This is a genomic window from Falsiroseomonas sp. CW058 (assembly GCF_050563535.1).
GTDB lineage: Bacteria > Pseudomonadota > Alphaproteobacteria > Acetobacterales > Acetobacteraceae > Falsiroseomonas.
Genome location: NZ_JBNXUO010000039.1, coordinates 18,342 through 38,857, shown reverse-complemented (window position 1 = coordinate 38,857; position 20,516 = coordinate 18,342). Strand labels below are relative to the sequence as shown.

The 20,516-nt window shown below is 73.8% G+C and carries 21 protein-coding genes; 8 read left to right on the top strand and 13 right to left on the bottom strand.

Features of this window, described 5'->3' with window-relative positions; all coding sequences use genetic code 11:
- Positions 1 to 64: 64 nt before the first annotated feature.
- From lptG to ACK8OX_RS22310, 6 genes are read right to left on the bottom strand one after another with little or no spacing between them, the layout of a single operon-like run.
- Complete coding sequence (gene lptG / locus ACK8OX_RS22335) at positions 65 to 1,204, bottom strand: LPS export ABC transporter permease LptG (protein WP_430666471.1); 1,140 nt, start codon at positions 1,202 to 1,204, stop codon at positions 65 to 67.
- A 6-nt stretch (positions 1,205 to 1,210) separates the two neighbouring features.
- On the bottom strand, positions 1,211 to 2,368 hold the full coding sequence (lptF, locus tag ACK8OX_RS22330; RefSeq protein ID WP_430666470.1) for an LPS export ABC transporter permease LptF: 1,158 nt from the start codon (positions 2,366 to 2,368) through the stop codon (positions 1,211 to 1,213).
- 47 nt (positions 2,369 to 2,415) lie between these two features.
- Entirely contained in the window at positions 2,416 to 3,126 is a 711-nt protein-coding gene (locus tag ACK8OX_RS22325; protein ID WP_430666469.1) for a trypsin-like peptidase domain-containing protein, read from the bottom strand.
- Between the two features lie 11 nt (positions 3,127 to 3,137).
- Positions 3,138 to 4,565, bottom strand: coding sequence for an FAD-binding oxidoreductase (locus ACK8OX_RS22320; RefSeq protein ID WP_430666468.1), 1,428 nt, complete (start codon positions 4,563 to 4,565; stop codon positions 3,138 to 3,140).
- A gap of 10 nt (positions 4,566 to 4,575) precedes the next feature.
- A complete protein-coding gene (locus ACK8OX_RS22315) occupies positions 4,576 to 5,097 on the bottom strand; it encodes a chromate transporter (protein WP_430666467.1) in 522 nt (173 codons plus the stop codon).
- Positions 5,097 to 5,675: a chromate transporter gene (locus tag ACK8OX_RS22310; protein ID WP_430666466.1), complete on the bottom strand. Its 579-nt coding sequence runs from the start codon at positions 5,673 to 5,675 to the stop codon at positions 5,097 to 5,099. Before ACK8OX_RS22310 ends, ACK8OX_RS22315 begins: the two co-directional genes overlap by 1 nt.
- A gap of 103 nt (positions 5,676 to 5,778) precedes the next feature.
- Between ACK8OX_RS22310 and ACK8OX_RS22305 the strand changes: the two genes are divergently transcribed.
- From ACK8OX_RS22305 to ACK8OX_RS22275, 7 genes are all read left to right on the top strand, one after another.
- Positions 5,779 to 6,756 (top strand): Bug family tripartite tricarboxylate transporter substrate binding protein, encoded by a 978-nt coding sequence (locus ACK8OX_RS22305; RefSeq protein WP_430666465.1) that lies wholly within the window; start codon positions 5,779 to 5,781, stop codon positions 6,754 to 6,756.
- Positions 6,749 to 7,183 carry an acyl-CoA thioesterase gene (locus ACK8OX_RS22300; RefSeq protein WP_430666464.1) on the top strand — a complete coding sequence of 145 codons (435 nt, stop codon included), beginning with the start codon at positions 6,749 to 6,751 and terminating at the stop codon, positions 7,181 to 7,183. The genes ACK8OX_RS22305 and ACK8OX_RS22300 overlap by 8 nt, the downstream gene beginning before the upstream one ends.
- Before the next feature lie 83 nt (positions 7,184 to 7,266).
- Positions 7,267 to 8,796 (top strand): ABC transporter substrate-binding protein, encoded by a 1,530-nt coding sequence (locus ACK8OX_RS22295; protein ID WP_430666463.1) that lies wholly within the window; start codon positions 7,267 to 7,269, stop codon positions 8,794 to 8,796.
- Positions 8,797 to 9,747, top strand: coding sequence for an ABC transporter permease (locus ACK8OX_RS22290; RefSeq protein ID WP_430666462.1), 951 nt, complete (start codon positions 8,797 to 8,799; stop codon positions 9,745 to 9,747).
- Positions 9,744 to 11,561: a dipeptide/oligopeptide/nickel ABC transporter permease/ATP-binding protein gene (locus ACK8OX_RS22285; RefSeq protein ID WP_430666461.1), complete on the top strand. Its 1,818-nt coding sequence runs from the start codon at positions 9,744 to 9,746 to the stop codon at positions 11,559 to 11,561. The genes ACK8OX_RS22290 and ACK8OX_RS22285 overlap by 4 nt, the downstream gene beginning before the upstream one ends.
- Complete coding sequence (locus ACK8OX_RS22280; RefSeq protein ID WP_430666460.1) at positions 11,558 to 12,529, top strand: ABC transporter ATP-binding protein; 972 nt, start codon at positions 11,558 to 11,560, stop codon at positions 12,527 to 12,529. The genes ACK8OX_RS22285 and ACK8OX_RS22280 overlap by 4 nt, the downstream gene beginning before the upstream one ends.
- 20 nt (positions 12,530 to 12,549) lie before the next feature.
- Positions 12,550 to 13,362 carry a creatininase family protein gene (locus ACK8OX_RS22275; RefSeq protein WP_430666459.1) on the top strand — a complete coding sequence of 271 codons (813 nt, stop codon included), beginning with the start codon at positions 12,550 to 12,552 and terminating at the stop codon, positions 13,360 to 13,362.
- 9 nt (positions 13,363 to 13,371) lie between these two features.
- On the opposite strand, the gene ACK8OX_RS22270 is transcribed toward ACK8OX_RS22275, so the two are convergent.
- From ACK8OX_RS22270 to ACK8OX_RS22245, 6 genes are all read right to left on the bottom strand, one after another.
- A complete protein-coding gene (locus ACK8OX_RS22270; protein WP_430666458.1) occupies positions 13,372 to 14,109 on the bottom strand; it encodes a TlyA family RNA methyltransferase in 738 nt (245 codons plus the stop codon).
- 10 nt (positions 14,110 to 14,119) lie between these two features.
- Entirely contained in the window at positions 14,120 to 16,045 is a 1,926-nt protein-coding gene (gene dxs / locus ACK8OX_RS22265) for a 1-deoxy-D-xylulose-5-phosphate synthase (protein WP_430666457.1), read from the bottom strand.
- Between the two features lie 3 nt (positions 16,046 to 16,048).
- Entirely contained in the window at positions 16,049 to 16,960 is a 912-nt protein-coding gene (locus tag ACK8OX_RS22260) for a polyprenyl synthetase family protein (RefSeq protein WP_430666456.1), read from the bottom strand.
- Positions 16,961 to 16,963: 3 nt separating this feature from the next.
- On the bottom strand, positions 16,964 to 17,215 hold the full coding sequence (locus ACK8OX_RS22255) for an exodeoxyribonuclease VII small subunit (RefSeq protein ID WP_430666455.1): 252 nt from the start codon (positions 17,213 to 17,215) through the stop codon (positions 16,964 to 16,966).
- 76 nt (positions 17,216 to 17,291) lie between these two features.
- Positions 17,292 to 17,588, bottom strand: a complete 297-nt coding sequence (locus ACK8OX_RS22250; RefSeq protein ID WP_430666454.1) for a hypothetical protein — start codon at positions 17,586 to 17,588, stop codon at positions 17,292 to 17,294.
- Between the two features lie 74 nt (positions 17,589 to 17,662).
- The gene (locus tag ACK8OX_RS22245; protein WP_430666453.1) at positions 17,663 to 19,444 is read right to left on the bottom strand and encodes an SLC13 family permease; all 1,782 of its coding nucleotides are present in this window, start codon (positions 19,442 to 19,444) and stop codon (positions 17,663 to 17,665) included.
- 133 nt (positions 19,445 to 19,577) lie between these two features.
- Here ACK8OX_RS22245 and ACK8OX_RS22240 point away from each other — a divergent pair, with 133 nt between their 5' ends.
- Positions 19,578 to 20,042: a hypothetical protein gene (locus tag ACK8OX_RS22240; protein ID WP_430666452.1), complete on the top strand. Its 465-nt coding sequence runs from the start codon at positions 19,578 to 19,580 to the stop codon at positions 20,040 to 20,042.
- Positions 20,043 to 20,052: 10 nt separating this feature from the next.
- On the opposite strand, the gene ACK8OX_RS22235 is transcribed toward ACK8OX_RS22240, so the two are convergent.
- Positions 20,053 to 20,466, bottom strand: a complete 414-nt coding sequence (locus ACK8OX_RS22235) for a CBS domain-containing protein (protein WP_430666451.1) — start codon at positions 20,464 to 20,466, stop codon at positions 20,053 to 20,055.
- Positions 20,467 to 20,516: the final 50 nt, after the last annotated feature.

The window sequence follows — 20,516 nt, the reverse complement described above, 5'->3', positions numbered from 1 at the left end:
GCCGGCGCCTCGGGCGCGGCGGGCAGGACCCGCACGGCGGGCGGCAGCTTGCTTGTGCCGGCCATCAGCCATCCTCCAGGTGCAGCAGCAGGGCGAGGGCCAGCAGCAGCCCGGCGAGTGTCGGCGCCCAGGCAGCCAGCACCACGGGCAGGGACCCCGCCTCGCCGAATTCGTTGCTCACCTTGTCCACCACGAACAGGGCGAAGCCGGCCGCGATGCCGCCGGCAATCATCTGCGCGACGCCGCCGCGCCGCGTCTGGCGCATGGAGAAGCCGGCCGCGAGCAGCGCCATCGACAGCGCCAGCACCGGGTTGGCCAGCAGGGACTGGAACTGGATGCGGTGGCGCACGGCGGAGAAGCCGGCTTCCTCCAGCACCTCGATGAAGCCGGGCAGCGACCAGAAGCCCAGCGTCTCGGGCGAGGCGAAGCTGTCCTCGATCCGGCCCGGGGTCAGCTCGGTCGGCAGCTCGATCCGGCGGGGGGGGGCGGTGACGCGGTCGGTGCCGAACACCACCGCGTCCTCCAGCACCCACAGCCCGCCCGACAGCCGCGCGCGCGGCGCCTCGATGCGGGCGAGCGGCCGGTCGGTGCCGCCGAGGCGCCAGACCGAGACCTCCTGCAGCTCGAAGCGGGGGGCGTCGCCGGGGCGCGGAAGGTTTGCGGGACGGGTGGCGACCGGGCGGCCGGCGATGATGGCCACGCCCTGCGGGTCCAGCTCCCGGTCGGACTGGCGGAGCCAGAGCCTGCCGCCGGCCAGCGAGGTGAGCCCCCCGCCGGTCCGCAGGAAGGTCTGGTCCAGCCGTTCCGCCCGCGCCAGCAGCGAGGAGGAGAGCGGCGAGATGCCGGCGGTGGCCACCACGCCGAGCAGCAGCGCGACCACCAGTGGCCCGGTCAGGAACCCCCAGGCGGAGACGCCCGCCGCCCGCGCCACGATCAGCTCCGACGAGCGTGTCAGCCGCCAGAAGGCGATGATGCCGCCGAGCAGGATGGCGAAGGGCAGGATCTGCATCGCCACGAAGGGCAGCCGCAGCGCCGCGATCTCGAGCGGGATGTCGAAGCCGACATCGGGGCGGGTGGCCGCGCGGCGCAGCAGCTCGATGAAGTCGAACAGCGCGACCAGCCCGGTCAGCGCCGCCACCACGGCCAGCGTGGCGCCGAGGAAGCTGCGCGCGACATAGAGAGTGAGGGTGGGGGTGAGGACCATGGCGCGTCAGGATGCCCCTGCCACGCGCGGCCGCGGCCGCGGCAGCCCCGGCGCGCCCACCATCCACCAGGTCGCCGCCAGCCCCGGCGCGACGGCATGGGCCCAGATCAGCCAGACGAAGGCGTTGTCGCGGGTGGCGAGGTTGCCGATGGTCAGCCCCACCGCCAGCAGCCCGACCACGATGCCGATGCCGGTGACCAGCCGGAACCCGCCGCCATGCCGGCGGAACTGCCCGGTCAGCGCCACCGCCAGCCCGACAAGGGCGAAGGACAGCGCGGTGAGCGGCGCGGACATGCGCTGGTGCGCCTCCCCCGCGAAGCGCGCGATCTCGCGCGGGCGGAGGCCCTCGGCCGGGTCGGGGTGCAGCAGCTCGGCCACGCTGCGTTCGCGCGAATCGCGGAAGCGCGCCTCCTCCTGCCGGGTGGCGCGGGCCAGGTCCACGCTGTTCTCCTGGAAGGACAGCACGTTCAGCCGGGTCTGCGGGGCCGTGCCGGCCGGGCTGCCGGCCGGCGGCGCCACGCGTTCCAGCGTCTGGCGGACGCCGTTCATCAGCACCACCCGCGGCCCCTGCGCGGAAGGGATGATGCGCCCGGATTCGGCCAGGATGGTCACCGGCGCGCCGCGGTCGCGCGCATCGTGCACCAGGATGCCGCGCAGCGTGCCGTCGCGGTCGCGCAGGCGCGCATAGACCGTCAGGTCGCCCCCGACCGAGGAGAAGACGCCTTCCTGCAGCAGGATGGCCGCCATCTGGTTGCGGATCTCGAACTGCCAGATGCGGAAGGCGGTGTGCGACAGCGGCACCAGCCACAGGTTGAGCAGGTAGCCGAGGCCCACCGAGGCCAGCGCCAGCAGGATGCCCGGCCGCGCCAGCCGCAGCTGCGACAGGCCGGCGGCGCGCATCACCACCAGCTCCCGGTCGCTGTTCATCCGCACATAGACGAACAGCACCACGACGAAGGTGGTGATCGGCAGGATCACCGCCACGAAGCCCGGCAGCATCAGGCTCGTCAGCTCGATGAAGACGGCGAGCGACAGGCCGCGGTCGAGCACCAGCTCGATGAAGCGCAGCGACTGGGTCAGCCAGACCAGGGCGGCCAGGCCGCAGGTCACGGCCAGCAGCCCCCCGGCGAGCTGGCGCAGGATGTAGCGGTCGATGCGGTTCACCGCCCCACCCTACCAGCCCCCGGGGGGGCGGGGCAAAGCCGGCCCGCTCACGGCGCGGCGAAGCGGCGGATGACGGAAGCCGGAACGAGCCGCGTGCCGGGCGGCCCCGCATCGCCGTCGCGGTGGCTGATCAGCCCGGCGAGGCAGCCCGAGGCCGCCTCGAACACCGCGCCGCCGGATTCGCCCGGCTGCAGCGCGACCGGGATCTCCAGGTAGCTGCCGAAGGCCGGGTCGCGGTCGCGGTGGATGTCGCTGATCCGCGTCCGCAGCGCGCGCACCGGGCTGACCAGCAGCACCGGCGCGCCCGGCGCGGGGTCGGCGGCGCAGGGGGTGGCGGCGCCGAGCTGCGGCAGCGCCGCGGCCGGGCGCAGCAGCGCCACGTCCTCCCCCGCCAGGTAGCGCTGGCCGATGCCGCGATCCACCCGGTCCCGCCCCGCGCGCAGCAGCACCGCCGGCGCGGGTGCGCCGCGGACCGAGAGCAGGACGGCGGGCGGCCCCGGCGGGCAGTCCCCGCGCAGCCGCTGCGCCGATCCGTCCACCACATGCGCCGCCGTCACGAAGCGCCCGCCGCCGAGATGCGTGGCCGCCCCGGTCGCGTCGCAGCGGGGCGGCGCGCCGGACCGGATCTCCGCCACCGCCGCCGCGGCGGCCAGCGCGGGGTCGGGCGCACGGGCCGGCGGCGGGGCGGCGCAGGCGGCGGGGAGGAGCAGCGCAACGAGGGCCGCGGCGCGGCCGCTTCCCGCCCGGCGGGGCGGCACCGACGGCCGGATCAGGGCAGCACCCTGCCCGGGTTCATGATGCCCCGCGGGTCGAGCGCCGCCTTGATGGCCTGCATCGCCGCGAGTTCCGCCCCCCCGCGCCAGTCCGCCATCATGCCGGTCTTGAGCCGGCCGATCCCGTGTTCCGCGCTGAAGCTGCCGCCGAGGTCGCGGACCACCGCGTTCACGCAGTCCATGATGTCGTGGCTGCGGGCGAGGAAGGCGGCGGGGTCCATGCCCTCGGGCTGTTCGAGATTCATGTGGATGTTGCCGTCGCCGATATGGCCGAAGGGCACCGGGCGGCTGCCCGGGACCAGTTCCCGAAGGGCCGCCGAGCAGCGGCGGATCATCTCCGGCACCTTCGAGACGGGGACGGAGACGTCGTTCTTCACCGACGCGCCCTCTCGCTTCTGCGCCTCGGGGTGTTCCTCGCGGATGCGCCAGATCCGCTGGGCCTGCGCCTCGCTCTCGGCCAGGGCGGCATCGAGCACGAGGCCCGCCTCCATCGCCTCGAACAGGACCGCCTCCGCCATCTCCCGCAGCCCCGCATCGGGGCGGGAGGAGGCGAGGTCCACCAGCACGTAGTGGTCGGCGCGGGCGGCGACGGGCAGGGTCACGCCCTCGATGTGGCGGACCGCGAAATCGACGCCCGCGCCCGACATGTATTCGAAGGCGCGCACCGCCCCCTCGTCGCGGTCGCGGAAGCGGCGGAACAGGGCCAGCGCCGCTTCCTCGTCCGCCACCGCGCAGAAGGCGAGCGCGGTGTCGCGCGCGCGGGGGAACATCCGCAGCACCGCCGCGGTGACGATGCCGAGCGTGCCTTCGGCGCCGACGAACAGGTGGCGCAGGGCATAGCCCGTGTTGTCCTTCCGCAGTCGGCGCAGCCCGTTCCAGAGCGAGCCGTCCGGCAGCACCACCTCCAGCCCCAGCATCAGCTCCCGCGCATTGCCATAGCGGACGGTGGTGTTGCCGCCGGCATTGGTGGACAGCACGCCGCCGACCGTCGCCGTGCCCTCGGCGCCGAGGCTGAGGGGGAACAGGCACCCCGCCTCCGCCGCCGCGACCTGCGCGGCCTTCAGCACCACGCCGGCCTCGGCCGTCATGGTCATGTCAACCGGGTCGAGGTCGCGGATGCGGTTGAGGCGGGCGAGGGACAGCACCAGGTGCCGCCCGCTCTCGTCCGGGGTGGCGCCGCCGACCATGGAGGTGTTGCCCCCCTGCACGGTGATGGGCGTGCCGCCTTCCGCGCAGAGCCGCACCACCGCCGCGACCTCCGCCGCATCCGCCGGCCGCGCCACGGCGAGCGCGGCGCCGCGGTAGAGGCCGCGCCAGTCGGACAGGTGGGGGGCGATGTCGCCCGGTTCGGTCAGCAGGCCGCGCGGGCCGAGCAGGGCGTGCAGCCGGTCCAGCAGGCCGGCGGGAGGGGCAGCGTCGGGCATGGCGCGATCTCTACAGGAAAACCGCGCCGAGCAATGCCCCCGCGCCCAGCACCCAGAGCGGGCTGAAATTCGTCCGCCAGACGAACAGGGTGGAGGCCGCGGTCAGGCCCAGCGACAGCCACGCCCCCCCCGCCGCCTGCGCCAGGATGAGGCCGGAGGCGAGGATCAGCCCGACCGCGATCGGCACCAGCCCCTTCTCCGTCAGCCGCAGCCAGGCGGCGCCCGCCAGCCTGCGCCGGAAGCGGGAGAAGGCGAAGGCCAGCAGCCCCGCCGGCCCGGTCATGGCGACCATCGCCACCAGCATCCCCGCCAGCCCCGCCACATGCCAGCCGATCAGCCCGACGACGATGACGTTCGGCCCCGGCGCCGCCTGCGCCAGCGCGAAGAGCTGCGCGAAATGCGGGGCGTCCATCCAGCCATGCACGTCCACCGCCAGGCGCGTCATCTCCGGCACCACCGCGATGCCGCCACCCACCGCGATGAGGGAGAGCGAGGCGAAGCCGATCGCGAGCTGCCACAGCACGGCGCCCATCACCGCGCCTCCCGCCCCGGCTCCGGCCGCCGCGCCGTCCACCAGGCGGCGGCGATGCCGAAGGGGGCGAGGCCGAGCACGATGACCGGCAGCGGCAGCCGCGCGACGAAGGCGCCGAGCAACGCGGCGGCGCCCACCGCCGCGACCGGCAGGCTGGGCTTCAGCTTCTGCGTCATCTTCAGCGCGGTGCCGATGATCATCCCCGCCGCCGCGGCCGCGACGCCGGCCAGCACCGCCTTCACCAGCGGCACCTCCCCATAGACGTCGTGCAGCATCGCCAGCCCGACCAGCACGGCGAGCGGCCCGCCGAACAGCGCGACCGGCGCGAGCAGCGCGCCGAGCCCCCCGTGCCAGCGTTCGCCGAGCTGGATCGCGACGTTGAGCGCGTTCGGCCCCGGCAGCACTTGGCCGAGGCCCAGCACCTCGGCGTATTCCTGGTCGGAGAGCCAGCGCTTCTCCTCCACGATGACGCGGCGCGCCCAGGCATTGACCCCGCCGAAGCCGATCAGCCCGATCTTGAGATAGGTGAGGACCAGCGCCGGGAGGGTGGGTTTCGGGCGCGGTGCGTCGTCTGTCATCGGGACAGCGGAGCGCGGGACGGCGCGCCGATCAACCCCCGGCCCTTCCGCGCCGGCGCCGCGCTGGCTACGCTCCGCCCCACCGGGAATGGAGGGGAATGGCATGACGGGCAGGATCGGGCGGCGCGCATGGCTGGGCGCGGCGGCGCTGGCGCTGCCCGGCATCGCGCGGGCGCAGGGCGCCTGGGCGCCGACGCGGCCGGTGCGGCTGCTGGTGGGCTTCCCCCCCGGCGGCGCGGCCGATCTCTGCGCGCGGCGGCTGGCCGATGCGCTGACCGGCCCGCTCGGCCAGCCGGTGGTGGTGGAGAACCGGCCCGGCGCGGGGGCGCATCTGGCGGTGGATGCCGCCGCCAAGGCGCCGCCCGACGGGCATGTCATGTCGCTTTCCCCGATGGGTCCGCTGGCGGTGAACCCGGCGCTGATGCCGGCCCGCATGCCCTTCGACGCCGCCAGCGACTTCACCCCGCTGGTGCAGGTCTGGGACCAGCCCAACGTCATCGTCGCCAGCCGCGACGTGCCGCAGGCCTGGCCCGACTTCGTCGCCTGGCTGCGCGGCCGGCCGGAGGAGCCCTATGCCTCGGTCGGGCCCGGCACCTCGAACCACCTGACGGGCGCGCTCATCTCCCGCGCGCTCGGGCTCAACATGCAGCATGTGGTCTATCGCGGCTCGCCCGCCGCGCTGACGGCGATCATGGCGGGCGAGATCAAGCTGTTCGTGGACAACATCACCACCGCCATCCCGCTGGCCCGCGAAGGCCGCGTGCGCGTCATCGCGGTGACGACGGAGACGCGCAGCGCCGCCCTCCCGGAGGTGCCGACGCTGAAGGAGCTGGGACACCCCGAGCTGACCCTGTCGTCCTGGCAGGTGATCGTGGGGCCGAAGGGGCTGCCCGCGCCGGTGGTGGCGCGGCTGAACGCCGAGATGGACCGCGCGATCCGCGCGCCCGAGATGGCGGGCTGGATGCGGAGCATCGGCGCCGAGCCGGTGGGCGGCAGCGCCGAGGCGGTGGCCGCGATGCTGGCGCGCGAACGCGCGCGCTGGGCGCGCGACATCCCGGCGCTGGGCATCACGGTTGACTGACGCGGCGGCGTCGCGCGCGCCCTTCGTCCATGCGCGGCAGGTGCATTTCGGCGAATGCGACCCCGCGCGCATCGTCTACACGCCGCGCTTCCTCGACTTCGCGATGGAGGCGGTCGACGCCTTCTTCCGCGAACGCCTCGGCGCCGGCTTCTACGAGCTGAATGCCGACCACGGGATCGGCACCCCCTTCGTGCGGGTCGAACTCGACTTCCGCTCGCCGGTGACGCCGCGCGACGTGCTGGCGACCGAGGTGCGGGTCGCGCGGCTCGGCGGCGGGTCGCTGCACCTCGCGCTGACCGGTCGGGTGGGGGGGCGGGTCGCCTTCGAATCGCGGCTGGTCTGCGCCTTCGTCGCCGGCGACGGGACCGCCATGCGCCCGATCCGGGTGCCCGACCGCTTCCGCGGGGCGCTGCAGCCCGATCCCTGACGCTGGGCCGCGATTGCCCGCTTGACTCGGCGCGCGGTCGCGCGTGGCATGACGGCATCCGTCTTGCCGGAACGGAGGCTGCCATGCCGCTGCTGACCCGCCGCGCCGCGATGACCGCGGCGGCCGCCCTGGGCGCCGTGCCCCTGTTGCGGCGCGCCCATGCCCAGCCCCGCCCTGGGCTGCTGCGCTTCGGCCTGTCGGTCTGGCCGCCAAACCTGCAACCCTGGCCCTCCACCGGGCAGGCGGCCGGCATGATCAAGATGCTGGTCGGCCGGCGCCTGACCGGCTTCGACGAGAGGGGCGAGCTGCGGGGAGAGCTGGCCCGCGAGTTCGGGCGCGACCCCGACGGCGCCTGGGTGTTCCGCCTCGACCCCCGCGCGGTGTTCCACAACGGCGAACGCGTCACCTCGGACGACGTGAAGTGGACGATCGAGCAGGTCGCGGGCGAACGCTCCACTGCCTATTACCGCGCGCAGATGCAGGAGATCGAGCGGGTCGAGGCGCCGGACGCGCACACGGTGCGGCTGGTGACGAAGGAACCGATCGCGACCGTCCCGCTGTGGTTCGCGAACTACAACATGCCGATCGTCTGGCGCGGCACGCGGGACCTGAACAACCCGGTGGGCTGCGGGCCCTATCGCGTCGGCGCGCAGGAAAGGGGCAGCTGGATCGAGCTGCAGGCCTCTCCCAACTACTGGCTGCCCGGCCTGCCGCGCACGCGCACCATCCGCATGACGCTGATCGCCGACGAGGCGCTGCGGCTTGCCGCGCTGCAGTCGGGCGATGTCGACATGATCGAGTTCGTGCCCTGGACCGGCATGGCGGCGGTGGAGGCCGACCCGCGCTTCCGGCTGGAAAGCACGATGGGCCCCTTCATGGACATCCTGTTCAACGGCACCCGCCCGCCCTTCGACAACCCGCTGGTGCGCCGCGCCGTGGCGCATGCGGTTCGGCGGGAGGACATCGTCCGCGTCGCCTTCTCCGGGCGGGGAAAGCCGCTGGAGGGGATGCCGGTGGTGGAGGGCACGCCCTGGTGGGACGCGGAGCTCTCGCGCGGGCACAACTACGACCCAGAAAGGTCGCGCGCGCTGCTGCGGGAGGCCGGGCACCCCAACGGCCTGAACACCACGCTGCTGACCACGGGCGCCTTCAACATGCACAAGGACAGCGCGGAGGTGGCGCAGCAGCACCTGGCCGCCGTCGGCATCCGGGCGGAGCTGCGGGTGGTGGACTGGTCCACCCGCGTCAGCCAGGGCACGCGCGGGCAGTACGACCTGGCGGTGCATGGTGTCTCGGCCGATTTCAACGACCCTGACGGGCTGAGCGTGGTGCTCGACACCTCGCTCTCGGCCACCCATGGCCGCAGCTTCGGCCTGCGCGCGCCGCGCACGGCGGAGCTGCTGAAGCGTGGCCGGGCGGAGTTCGACCACGCGCGGCGGGTCGAGGTCTACAAGGACATGCAGCGCGCCGCGATCGAGGAGGTGCCGCTGGTCGGCCTGGCCTGGCGCGAGCAGGGCTACGGGCTGGACCGGCGGGTGACCGGCTTCGGCATCCTGCCCGGCGCGCTGAGCCTGTCGAGCGGCGCGATGCTGGAGTTCACGGCGGTTGGCTAGATGACCTGGCTCCTCAAGCGCGTTGCCGTCTCGCTGCTGCTCGTCTGGGTGGTGGCGACGGTGGTCTTCCTGACGCTCCACATGGTCCCGGGCGACCCGGCGGAGCTGCTGCTGTCCACCGGCGGCACCGCGCCCGACCCGGTCGCGGTCGCGGAACTGCGGGAGAGGCTCGGCCTCGACCGGCCGATCCTCGCGCAGTACTGGGAATTCCTGGTCCGGCTGTCGCAGGGCGATCTCGGCAATTCGCTGGTGGACGACTACCCGGTGGCGGACGAGATCCTGCTGCGCCTGCCCCGCACGCTGGAGCTGATCGCGGCGGGGACGCTGCTGGCGGTCGCCATCGCGCTGCCGGCGGCGACCTATGCGGCGGTCAACGCCGGCGGCGCGTTCGACCGGGCGGCGAGCGCGGTGGCGGCGGTGCTGCAGGCGCTGCCGGTCTTCGTGCTGGGCACGCTGCTGATCCTGGTGCTGGCGCAATGGCTGCGCTGGATGCCGGCGGGCGGCTACGTGCCCTTCGCGCAGGACCCGGGGCGGCACCTGACCCTGCTGCTGCTGCCTTCCGTCGCGGTGGCGAAGGGGCTGGCGGCGACCGTCTTCCGCATGGCGCGGGCCAGCGTGCTGGACCAGCTCTCCCGCGACCATGTCCGCACCGCGCGGGCGAAGGGGCTGACGCCGCGGCGGGTGCTGCGCCGGCACGTCGTGCGCAACGCGATGATCCCGGTGACGACCGTGCTGGGATTGCAGATGGGCACGCTGCTGGGCGGCACGGTGCTGGTGGAATACGTCTTCAACTGGCCGGGCCTGTCCACGCCGCTGCTGCGCGCGGTGGAAGGGCGCGACTACCCGATGGTGGTCGGCATCGTGCTGACCGTGTCGGGGCTGTTCCTGCTGATCAACCTGGTGATGGACCTGCTCTACGCCGTGCTCGACCCGCGGATCTCCCGGTCTTGAGGAGGCTCTGGCTTCCGGGCGGCTTCGTCGCCTTCCTCATCCTGCTGGCGCTGCTGACGCCCTGGCTGCCGCTGCCGGACCCCGTGCGGCAGGACGTGGCGAACCGGCTGGCCGCGTGGCTGCCCGGCAGCCCGCTCGGGCGCGACGAATTCGGGCGGGACGTGCTGTCCCGCATCCTGTGGGGCGCGCGGGCTTCGCTGACCGTCGCCTTCACCGCGGCGCTGATCGCGGGGGTGGTCGGCGTCACGCTGGGCCTGCTGGCGGGCTGGTTCCGGGGCGCGGTGGAGTTCGTCTCCGTCCGCATCGCCGACGTGGTGCTGTGCTTCCCGCCGATCCTGCTGGCGCTGCTGGTGGTCACGCTGCTCGGCCCGGGGACGGGGACGCTGATCCTGGTGCTGTCCATCCTGTACCTGCCCGGCTTCGTGCGCGTGACCTTCGCCGAGGTGCTGTCGGCCGGCGGGCAGGACTATGTGGAGGCGGTGCGCGCGCTCGGCGCGCCGACGCCGCGCATCCTGCTGCGCACCGTGCTGCCGAACATCGCGGGGCCGGTGCTGGTCCAATTCTCGCTGGCGGTCGCGGCGGCGGTGGTGGTGGAAAGCGGGCTGTCCTTCCTCGGCCTCGGCGTCGTCCCGCCGACGCCGTCCTGGGGGCTGATGATCCGCGGCGCGCGCAGCACGATGGAACAGGCGCCCACCCTGCTGCTCTGGCCCTGCCTGGCGCTGACGGTGACGATCCTGGCGATGAACCTGCTCTGCGACGCGGTGCGCGACGCGGTGGACCGGCGCGGCGGCGCGCGGCTGCCGCGGCTGCGCGCCATCGACCGCGTGCTGCCCGGCCTGTTCCCCGCGCGCGATGCCGCCCCGCTGCTCGACCTGCGCGGCCTGACGGTGGAGATCGCGACGCCGGGCGGGGTGATCCGGCCGGTGGAGGACGTCACCTTCGCGGTCCATCCCGGCGCCACCCTCGCCATCGTGGGGGAGAGCGGGTCGGGCAAGTCGCTCGCCGCCACTTCCGTCATGGGGCTGCTGCCGCCGGTCGCACGCGTGGCCGAGGGCGCCGCGATGTTCGAGGGGCGCGACCTCCTCTCCCTGCCCGAGGAGGAGAGGCGGAAGCTACGCGGCGGCGCCATCGCCATGGTCTTCCAGGACCCGATGAGCAGCCTCAACCCCGTCCACCGCGTCGGTGACCAGGTGGCGGAGGCGATCCTGGCGCATCGCGACATCGGCGCCGAGGCCGCCGCGCGCGAGGCGGTGGAGCTGCTGGCCCGCGTCGGCATCGCCGACCCCGCGCGACGCGCGCGCGCCTATCCGCACGAATTGTCGGGCGGGATGCGCCAGCGCGTGATGATCGCGATGGCGCTGGCCAACAAGCCGCGCCTGCTGATCGCGGACGAGCCGACCACCGCGCTCGACGTCACGGTGCAGGCCGCCATCCTCGACCTGCTGGCGAAGCTGCGGCGGGAGGAAGGGATGGGCCTCGTGCTCATCACCCATTCGCTCGGCGTGGTGGCGGAGGTCGCGGAGGAGGTGGTGGTGATGTATGCCGCGCAGGTGGTCGAACGCGGCACGGTGGCGGAGGTCTTCGCCCGCCCGCTGCATCCCTACACCGCCGCCCTGCTGGCCGCCGTGCCGGACGGCGAGAACGAGCCGGAAGGCATCCCCGGCGTGGTGCCGCGCCCCGACGCCTGGCCGCACGGCTGCCGCTTCGCGCCCCGCTGCCCCCATGCCCGCCCGCAATGCGAGGCGCCGCAGCCGCTGGAGGCGGCAGGCACGCGCGAGGTGCGCTGCATCCGCTGGCGGGAGCTTGCGGCATGACCCCGCTGGTCGTGGCGGAGGGTGTGGAGAAGGTCTTCGCCCCGCGCGCCTTCCTCGGCGGCGGGCGCGGCGTGCGGGCGGTGGCGGGGGTGGATGCCACCGTCGCGCGCGGCGAGGCCCTCGGCATCGTGGGGGAGAGCGGCAGCGGCAAGTCCACGCTGGGGCGGCTGCTGCTCGGCCTGCTGGCGCCGACGGGCGGGCGCATCGCCTTCGACGGGGAAGCCCTGCCGCCGCCGGGCAGCCGCGCATGGCGAAGGCTGCGCGCCCGCATGGGCATCGTCTTCCAGGATCCCTTCGGCAGCCTCGACGCCCGGCGCAGCGTCGGCGCGCAGGTGGGCGACGGGCTTGCGATCCATGGCCGCGGCGGCGCCGCGGAACGCCCCGCGCGCATCGCCGCCCTGTTCCGGCGCGTGGGCCTCGACCCCCTCCGCGTCGACGCCTTCCCGCATGAGTTCAGCGGCGGCCAGCGTCAGCGCATCGGCATCGCCCGCGCGCTCGCGACCGAGCCCGACTTCCTGGTGGCGGACGAGCCGGTCAGCGCGCTCGACGTCTCGATCCAGGCGCAGGTGGTACGGCTGCTGGCCGACCTGCGGCGGGACCTCGGCCTCGCGATGCTGTTCATCAGCCACGACCTGCCGGTGGTGCGCCATCTCTGCGACCGGGTCGCGGTGATGTATCTCGGCCGAGTCGTGGAGGAGGGACGCGTCGCGGATGTCTTCGCCCGCCCCGCGCATCCCTACACCCGCGCGCTGCTGTCGGCGACGCCGATGCTGGACCCTGGCCGCCGCGCCGCCCGCATCATCCTGCCCGGCGACCCGCCGAGCCCGACGGACCCGCCTTCCGGCTGCGTCTTCCGCACGCGCTGCGCCCATGCCGCGCCGCGCTGCGCCGAGGTGGTGCCGCGGCTCGACCCCTTCGGTGCGCCGGGGCAGCGCGTGGCCTGCATCCGTGCCGCCGAGATCAACTGAACACCCCGGAGGAAGGCCAGATGGTCGAGATCGCCCCCACCAAGGTCCGCATGGCCGACATCACCGGCGACGAGGCGCGGGCGCTCTATCCCGCCAACCCCGTGGTCCTGCTGCCGATGGGCAGCCACGAGGACCAGGGCCCGCACGCGCCCATGGGCGACTACATCCTGGCCGAGCGCATGGCGGAGCTGATCGCGCTGAAGGCCACGGCGTCAGGCACGCGCACCGTGGTGGCGCCGGTCCTGCCCTTCGGGAAAAGCGACTTCTTCGGCCCGATGGTGGGCGGCATCGCGCTGACGGCGGCCACCTTCCGTGCGGTGATCGACGAGATGTTCGGCGAATTGCTGCGCCACAGGCTGACGAAGCTCGTCATCATCAACGGCCATGGCGGCAACGTGAACGCCATCAACGAATCGACGCGCGCGATCATGCACCGCACCGGCGTCGTCATCCCCTCGCTCTACCTCTGGCGCATCGCCTATGCCGAGATGCCGAAGCTGCTGGGCGCGGAGAAGGCGAAGGCGGTGTCCAGCCATGGCGCGGACCCGCTGACCAGCCTCTGCATGCACCTGTTCCCGGACCGCATCCGCTCCGACCTCATCCCGCCCCCGCGCAGCGGCGCGGCGACCGCGCTCGGCCTGCCCTTCCAGGGCTGGGGCTCGCTGAGCTTCGAGGGGGCGGAGGTGACGGTGCCGCATGAATACGACGTGGTCAGCCCGAACGGCCTCGGCACCGGCGACCCGCGGCTTTGCAGCGCGGAGAGCGGGCGGCTGATCGCGGAGCGGCTGACCGAGATCGGCGCGCGCTTCTGCGCCCATTTCGCGAAGCAGTAGCGGGGCGGGCTACGCCTTCCGCGCCGCGATCAGGAATTCGCGGTTGCCCTCTGGGCCCAGCAGCGGGCTCGGCACCACGCCGAGCACCGTCCAGCCCCCCAGCCCCGCCCACCAGTTGCGGATCTCGCCGCAGACGCGCTGGTGGACGCCTGGGTCGCGCACCACCCCGCCCTTGGCCACCGCGGGCCCGACCTCGAATTGCGGCTTGATCAGCGCCACCGCCCAGGCGCCCGGCGCCGCGAGGTCGAGCGCCGCCGGCAGCACGGCCCGCAGCCCGATGAAGCTGGCGTCGCAGACCACCACCTCCGGCGGCTCCGGCACCGCCTTCGCATCGAGGTAGCGTGCATTGACGCGCTCCATCACCACCACGCGGGGGTCGTTCCGCAGCGTCCAGGCCAGCTGCCCATGGCCGACATCCACCGCATAGACCTTCGCCGCGCCATGGTGCAGCAGCACATGGGTGAAGCCGCCGGTGGAGGCGCCGACATCGAGGCAGGTGCGACCCGCCGGCGACAGGCCGAAATGCTCCAGCCCATGCGCCAGCTTCACGCCGCCGCGCGACACCCAGGGATGGTCCTGGCCGCGCAGTTCCAGCGGCTGTCCTTCCCGGATCAGGTCGCCGGCCTTGTTCACCCGCTGCTCGCCCGAATAGACGAGCCCGGCGAGGATCAGCGCCTGGGCGCGCGTGCGGCTTTCCACCAGCCCGCGTTCCACCAGCGCCAGGTCGGCGCGCTGCTTGCCCGGCATCGGGGTCGGGTCAGGCGCGCGCCGGCTGGGCCTTCAGCTCCGCGACCCCGAGCGCGGAGAGCGCGGCGGCGACGATATGGCGCGCGTTCAGCCCGGCCTGGTCGTACTGCACCTTCGGCGCGGCGTGGTCGATGAAGGCGTCGGGCAGCACCATCGGGCGGAACTTCACCTGCCCGTCCAGCAGCCCCTTCCAGGCCAGGTGCTGCGCCACGAAGCTGCCGAAACCGCCGACCGAGCCCTCCTCGATGGTGATCAGGACCTCGTGGTTGCGCGCCAGGCGCTCCACCAGCGCCGCGTCCAGCGGCTTGGCGAAGCGCGCATCGGCCACCGTGGTGGACAGGCCGCGCGCCGCCAGCTCGTCGGCCGCCTTCATGCATTCCGCCAGCCGCGCCCCGTAGGAGAGGATGGCGATGCCCGTCCCCTCCCGCAGCACGCGCCCGCGCCCGATCTCGAGGGGGGTGCCGCGCGCCGGGACCGGCACGCCGAACCCTTCGCCGCGCGGGTAGCGGAAGCCGCTCGGCCGGTCGTCGATGGCGGCCGCGGTGGCGACCATGTGGGCCAGCTCCGCCTCGTCCGCCGCGGCCATCAGCACCATGTTCGGCAGGCAGCCGAGGAAGGCGACGTCGAAGCTGCCGGCATGGGTCGCGCCATCGGCGCCGACCAGCCCCGCGCGGTCCATCGCGAAGCGCACGGGAAGCGATTGCAGCGCGACGTCGTGCACCACCTGGTCGTAGGCGCGCTGGAGGAAGGTTGAATAGATGGCGCAGAAGGGCTTCAGCCCCTCCGTCGCCATGCCGGCGGCGAAGGTCACCGCGTGCTGTTCGGCGATGCCGACATCGAAGCAGCGCTTCGGGAAGCGCCGGGCGAAGAGGTCGAGCCCGGTGCCCGCCGGCATGGCGGCGTTGATGGCGACCACGCGCTCATCGGCCTCGGCCTCGGCGATCAGGGCGTTGGCGAACACCTTCGTGTAGCTCGGCGGGCCGGGCGGGGCCTTCTGCTGCTCGCCGGTGACGACGTTGAACTTCTGCACGCCGTGGTACTTGTCGGCCGAGGCCTCGGCCGGCGCGTAGCCCTTGCCCTTCTGCGTCACGACATGCAGCAGGATCGGGTGCGTCTCGTCCGCGTCGCGCAGGTTGCGCAGCACCGGCAGCAGGTGGTCGAGGTCGTGGCCGTCGATCGGGCCGACGTAGTAGAAGCCCAGCTCCTCGAACAGGGTGCCGCCGGTCAGCAGGCCGCGGGCGAATTCCTCGGCCTTGCGGGCGGTGCGCTCGATCGGGCGGGGGAAGCGCTTCGCGACCTTGCCCATCAGCTCCCGCACCGACAGGAAGGGGCGGGAGGAGACGACGCGCGACAGGTAGGCGCTCATCGCGCCGACCGGGGTGGCGATCGACATGTCGTTGTCGTTGAGGATGACGATGAGGCGCGCCTTCTCGGCGCCCGCATTGTTCATTGCCTCATAGGCCATGCCCGCGCTCATCGACCCGTCGCCGATCACCGCGATGACGTGGCGGTTGTCCCCCTTCAGGTCGCGCGCGACCGCCATGCCGAGGCCGGCGCTGATCGAGGTGGAGGAATGGGCGGCGCCGAAGGGGTCGTATTCGCTCTCGCTGCGGCGGGTGAAGCCGGACAGGCCGCCTTCCTGACGCAGGGTGCGGATGCGGTCGCGCCGGCCGGTGAGGATCTTGTGGGGATAGGCCTGGTGACCGACATCCCAGATCAGCCGGTCGCGCGGCGTCTCGAAGATGGCATGGACGGCGACCGTCAGCTCAACCACGCCGAGCGAGGCGCCGAGATGCCCGCCGGTCTGGCTGACCGCGTGGATTGTCTCGGCCCGCACCTCCTGCGCCAGCTGCTTCAGCTGCTCGGCGGAGAGGTTCCGCATGTCCGCCGGGATGCGCACGCGGTCGAGCAGCGGGGTGGCGGGGGGAGGCGCCATCGGTCAGTTCTTCCTTTCCACCGTATAGCCGGCCAGGTCGCGCAACAGATCGGCACGCTCCCCGAAACTGTCGAGATGGTCGCGCGCCTGCGCGACCAGGCGTTCGGCCTGCAGCCGCGCACGGTCGAGCCCGAGCAGCCCGACCAGCGTCGCCTTGCCCGCGCCGGCATCCTTGCCGGTGCGCTTGCCCGTCTCCTCCGCGGTGGCGGTGGCGTCGAGCAGGTCGTCGGCGATCTGGAAGGCGGCGCCGATGTCGCGCCCGTAGGCGGCAAGCGCATGGCGCTGCGCGACCGGGGCCTTGCCCAGGATCGCCCCGGCTTCCGCCGCATATTCGATCAGCCGCCCGGTCTTCAACAGCTGCAGCCGCCCGATCGCGGGCTCGTCCAGCGCGCCGCCGTCCTTCTCCGCCAGCATGTCCAGCATCTGCCCGCCGCACATGCCCCGGCAGCCCGCGGCGCGGGCCAGGCAGCGCACCAGCTCCACCCGCACGGCGGCGTCGGAATGGGTGTCCTCGTCGGCCAGCGTGCCGAAGGCCAGCGCCTGCAATGCATCGCCCGCCAGGATCGCCGTCGCCTCGTCGAAGGCCTTGTGGACGGTGGGCTTGCCGCGGCGCAGGTCGTCGTCGTCCATCGCGGGCAGGTCGTCATGCACCAGGGAATAAGCGTGCAGCATCTCGACCGCCGCCGCCACCCGCAGCGCGGAGGCGCGGGCCACGCCGAACTGCCGCGCGCCTTCCAGCACCAGGAAGCCGCGCAGGCGCTTGCCGCCGCCGATCGCGGCATGGCGCATCGCCGCCAGCAGCGGGGCCTCCGGCCCCTCGGCCGGCGGGATCAGCACGCCGAGCGCGTGGTCGATCTCGGCCGCCGCGGATTGCAGCGCGGCGCGGAGCGGGGGCGGGGGGGTGCCGTCGGTCATGGCTCAGCCCGCATCGCGCAGCGTGACGCCGGCCGGCGTCTCGACAATGGCCTGGAGCTTGGCCTCCGCCTCGGCGAGCCTGGCTTCGCAATGGCGCCGCAGGGCCGCGCCGCGCTCATAGGCGGCGACCGCCTCCTCCAGCCTGCCCTTGCCGCTTTCGAGGTCGCGCACGATCCCTTCCAGCTCGGCCAGCGCGTCCTCGAAGGACAGAGTGTCAACGGGACGAGACGCATTCGCCCCCTCGCTGTCAACCATACTTGACATCATGCCCCTTTCCCGCGCGGCTGGCCAGCGTAAAGCGCCATGCCCGCCTCGGCCAGACGCCCGGGCGTCAGGTGCCCTCTTCGACGAGGCTTGGGAAGCGGGCGGCCAGGTCCGCCGCGTCCAAGGTGGCCCCGCCCGGGAAGCTGTCCAGCACCCGGCGCAGCGCCGCCGGGCGCAGCTTCGCGCAGGCCGCACCATCCGCGTCGCGGCAGGCGGCGCGGGCCAGCAGGTCCAGCACCCGCGCGCGGGGGTCGAGCGCGACCAGGCGGTCCGCCTCCTCCTCGCTCGCGCGGTCCCGCTGGTCTTCCAGGTCCTCGCGCGCTTCCACCGGCAGCCATCCCAGGCCGACATTCGGATCGCTCATCGTCCATCCCCTTGTTGCCGTCGCGCGGGTCCAACGCCCGGAAGGGGGCGCGCGTTACCGCGCCCGGCGCCGCCTCATCGCCCGACCAGCGGCCAGACCAGCGCGATCATCGGCACGCCGACCGCCACCACGATGACCGACAGCGGCAGCCCCAGCCGCCAGTAGTCCCCGAAGCGGTAGCCGCCCGGCCCCATCACCAGCGTGTTGCACTGGTGCCCGATGGGGGTCAGGAAGTCGCAGGCCGCGCCGATCGCCACCGCCATCAGGAAGGGATCGGGGTTCAGGTGCAGCCGTTCCGCCAGGCTCGCCGCGATCGGCGCCATCATCAGCACGGTCGCCGCGTTGTTCAGGAAGGGCGTGACCGCCATCGCCGCCACCATCATCAGCGCCACCGCAGCCAGCGGCGGGATCAGGTTCGCCGCGACCGACAGCCAGCCCGCGATCAGGTCCGTCCCCCCCGTCGTGCGGATCGTCTCGCTGACCGGGATCAGCGCGCCGAGCAGGACGAGCACCGACCACTCCACCGTCTCATAGGCCTCCCGCATCGCGAGGGCGCGCAGCAGCAGCAGCGCGACCGCGGCGCCGAAGAAGGCGATGGAGACCGGTACCAGGTTCAGCCCCACCAGCGCCATCGCGACGCCGAGCACCGCCGCCGGCACCAGGCTGCGCCGCCGCTTGCCCAGCGCGATGTCCCGCCCGGACAGCGGCAGCACCCGCAACTCGCCCAGCGTCTCCGGCAGGCGTTCGCTCTCGCCCTTCAGGATCACCACGTCGCCCAGGCGGAAGCGCAGCGCGGAAAGCCGGCGCGTCACCTGGTGGCCGCTGCGGCTGACGGCCAGCAGCGCGACCCCGTGGCGCCGCTGGAGGTCGATCTCGGCCGCGGTGCGGCCGAGCAGGGGGCTGTCGGCGGTGACCACGCCTTCCACCACGCCCGGGTCCTCGGCCGGGGCGCCGCCGGCGGCGGCGTGCTTCTCCCCGGCCAGCAGCAGCCCGGCGCGGGCGGTCAGGCGTTCCAGCTCCGCCGGTTCCCCCTGCAGCAGCAGCACGTCGCCCGCGCGCAGCGCCAGGGCCGGCGTCGCGGGCAGGCGGCGGAAGCGTTCGCGGATCACGGTCGCCACCCGCGCGCCGCCGCCCATCGCGTCGATCTCCGCCACCGTCATGCCGACCGCGGGGCTGTCCTCGGCGATCCGGGCCTCGGTGGTGTAGGCCTCCATCGCGAAGGCGGCCTCCATCCCGGCGGCGGCGCGGCGGCCCTGCGGCAGCAGGCGCCAGCCCAGCGTCAGGAAGACCAGCCCCGCCGCCGCGACCGCCAGGCCCACGGGCGCGAAGTCGAACATCCCGTAGGGCTCGCCCAGGATCTCCTCCCGCACGCGGGAGACGATGATGTTGGGCGAGGTGCCGATCAGCGTCACCAGCCCGCCGACAAGGGAGGCGAAGGCCATCGGCATCAGCAGCGAGGAGGGGGAGGTGCCGGTCCGCCGCGCCAGCTGGAACGCCACCGGCATGAACAGCGCCAGCGCGCCGATGTTCTTCACGAAGGCCGACAGCACCATCACCGCTCCGGCGAGGATCGGCACCTGCATGGTGGCGGTGCGGAGATAGGGCACCAGCGGCCGCATCGCCGTCTCCACCACGCCGGATTTCGCGACCGCCGCGCTGACCAGCAGCGCCGAGCCGACGATGATGACGATGTCGTCCGCGAAGCCCTTGAAGGCGTCCTTCATCGGGATCAGCCCCGCGACGACGCCCGCCAGCAGCGCCAGCAGCGCCACGAGGTCGTAGGGAAGCCGCCCATGGATGAAGAGCGCGATGGTCACGCCCACGATGCCGAAGGCCATGGCCTGGTCGAGTGTCATTCTGTCTCCGGCCGCGCGGCCCCGGGGTCATCCGGGCCGCGTTCCGGCCCCGGGCGGAAAGCGGCCCGCGCCGCTCCGGTTCCCGGAACCGCGCGCGACCCCGGGCGTCCTGTCCGGCATGGCTGATGGTGACATGCCCGCCGGGCGAGGGACCCCGCCCGACCCGGGCCAGGCGATGCTGCGCGAGGCGATCGCGCAGAAGGTGCTGCTGGGCTGGGCGGAGAACCGCCAGCAGGTGGCCGTGCCGCTCGCCGTCAACCTGGGACGGATGCCGCCCGCCGAGGCCGGGCTGGTGGTCCAGGCGATGGCGGCCGCCCTCGCGCTCGCCGGCCCGCCTTCCGAAGCCGCCCGCCAGCGGCTGGGCGCCGCGCTGGCGCGGGCCGGCGGCGCCGGGCTTCCCGTGCCGGAACGGCCGGACCTGCTGGCGCTGTTCGCCGCGCTGGAGGGCGCCGGGCTCGGCCCCCATGCCTATGCGGCGTCGCTGATGGTGCTCGACCGGCGGGAGAAGCTGGCGCGCGCCTGGCTCGACCTGCTCGCAGCCCGCTTCGCCCTGCCGGCGGAGCTGCTGGCCGGGCTGGCGCGGCGCTACCGCGGCTGATGCGCGCCGTTCAGCGTGCCGCCGCGGTCTCGGTCAGCGCGCCGAGCGCCGCCTGCAGCTCCGCGCTGCCCACCAGCATGGCGCGCGAGAGGTCGGCCAGCGTGATCCAGCCGGTGACGCGCCCGGCCGCATCGATCACCGGCAGGCGCCGCAGGTGGTTCGCCGCCATCACGTCGAGCGCGCCGCGCACCTCGTCCTCCTCGCGGCAGGTGACGACGGGGGCGGACAGCACCTCCTCCACCCGCATCTTCGAGGCATCGCCGCCGCGTGCGACGACGCGGTAGAGCAGGTCGCGGTCGGTCACGATGCCCAGCAGCTCGCCGGGGCCGCCGACCGGCAGCGCGCCCACGTCCAGTTCCCCCATCAGCTCCGCCGCGGCGGAGACGGGGGCGTCGGGCGCGATGAATTCCACGTCGCGCGTCATGATCTCGGATACCCGCATGGCCGGGGCAACGCGGCAGGGGGCGGCGGGTT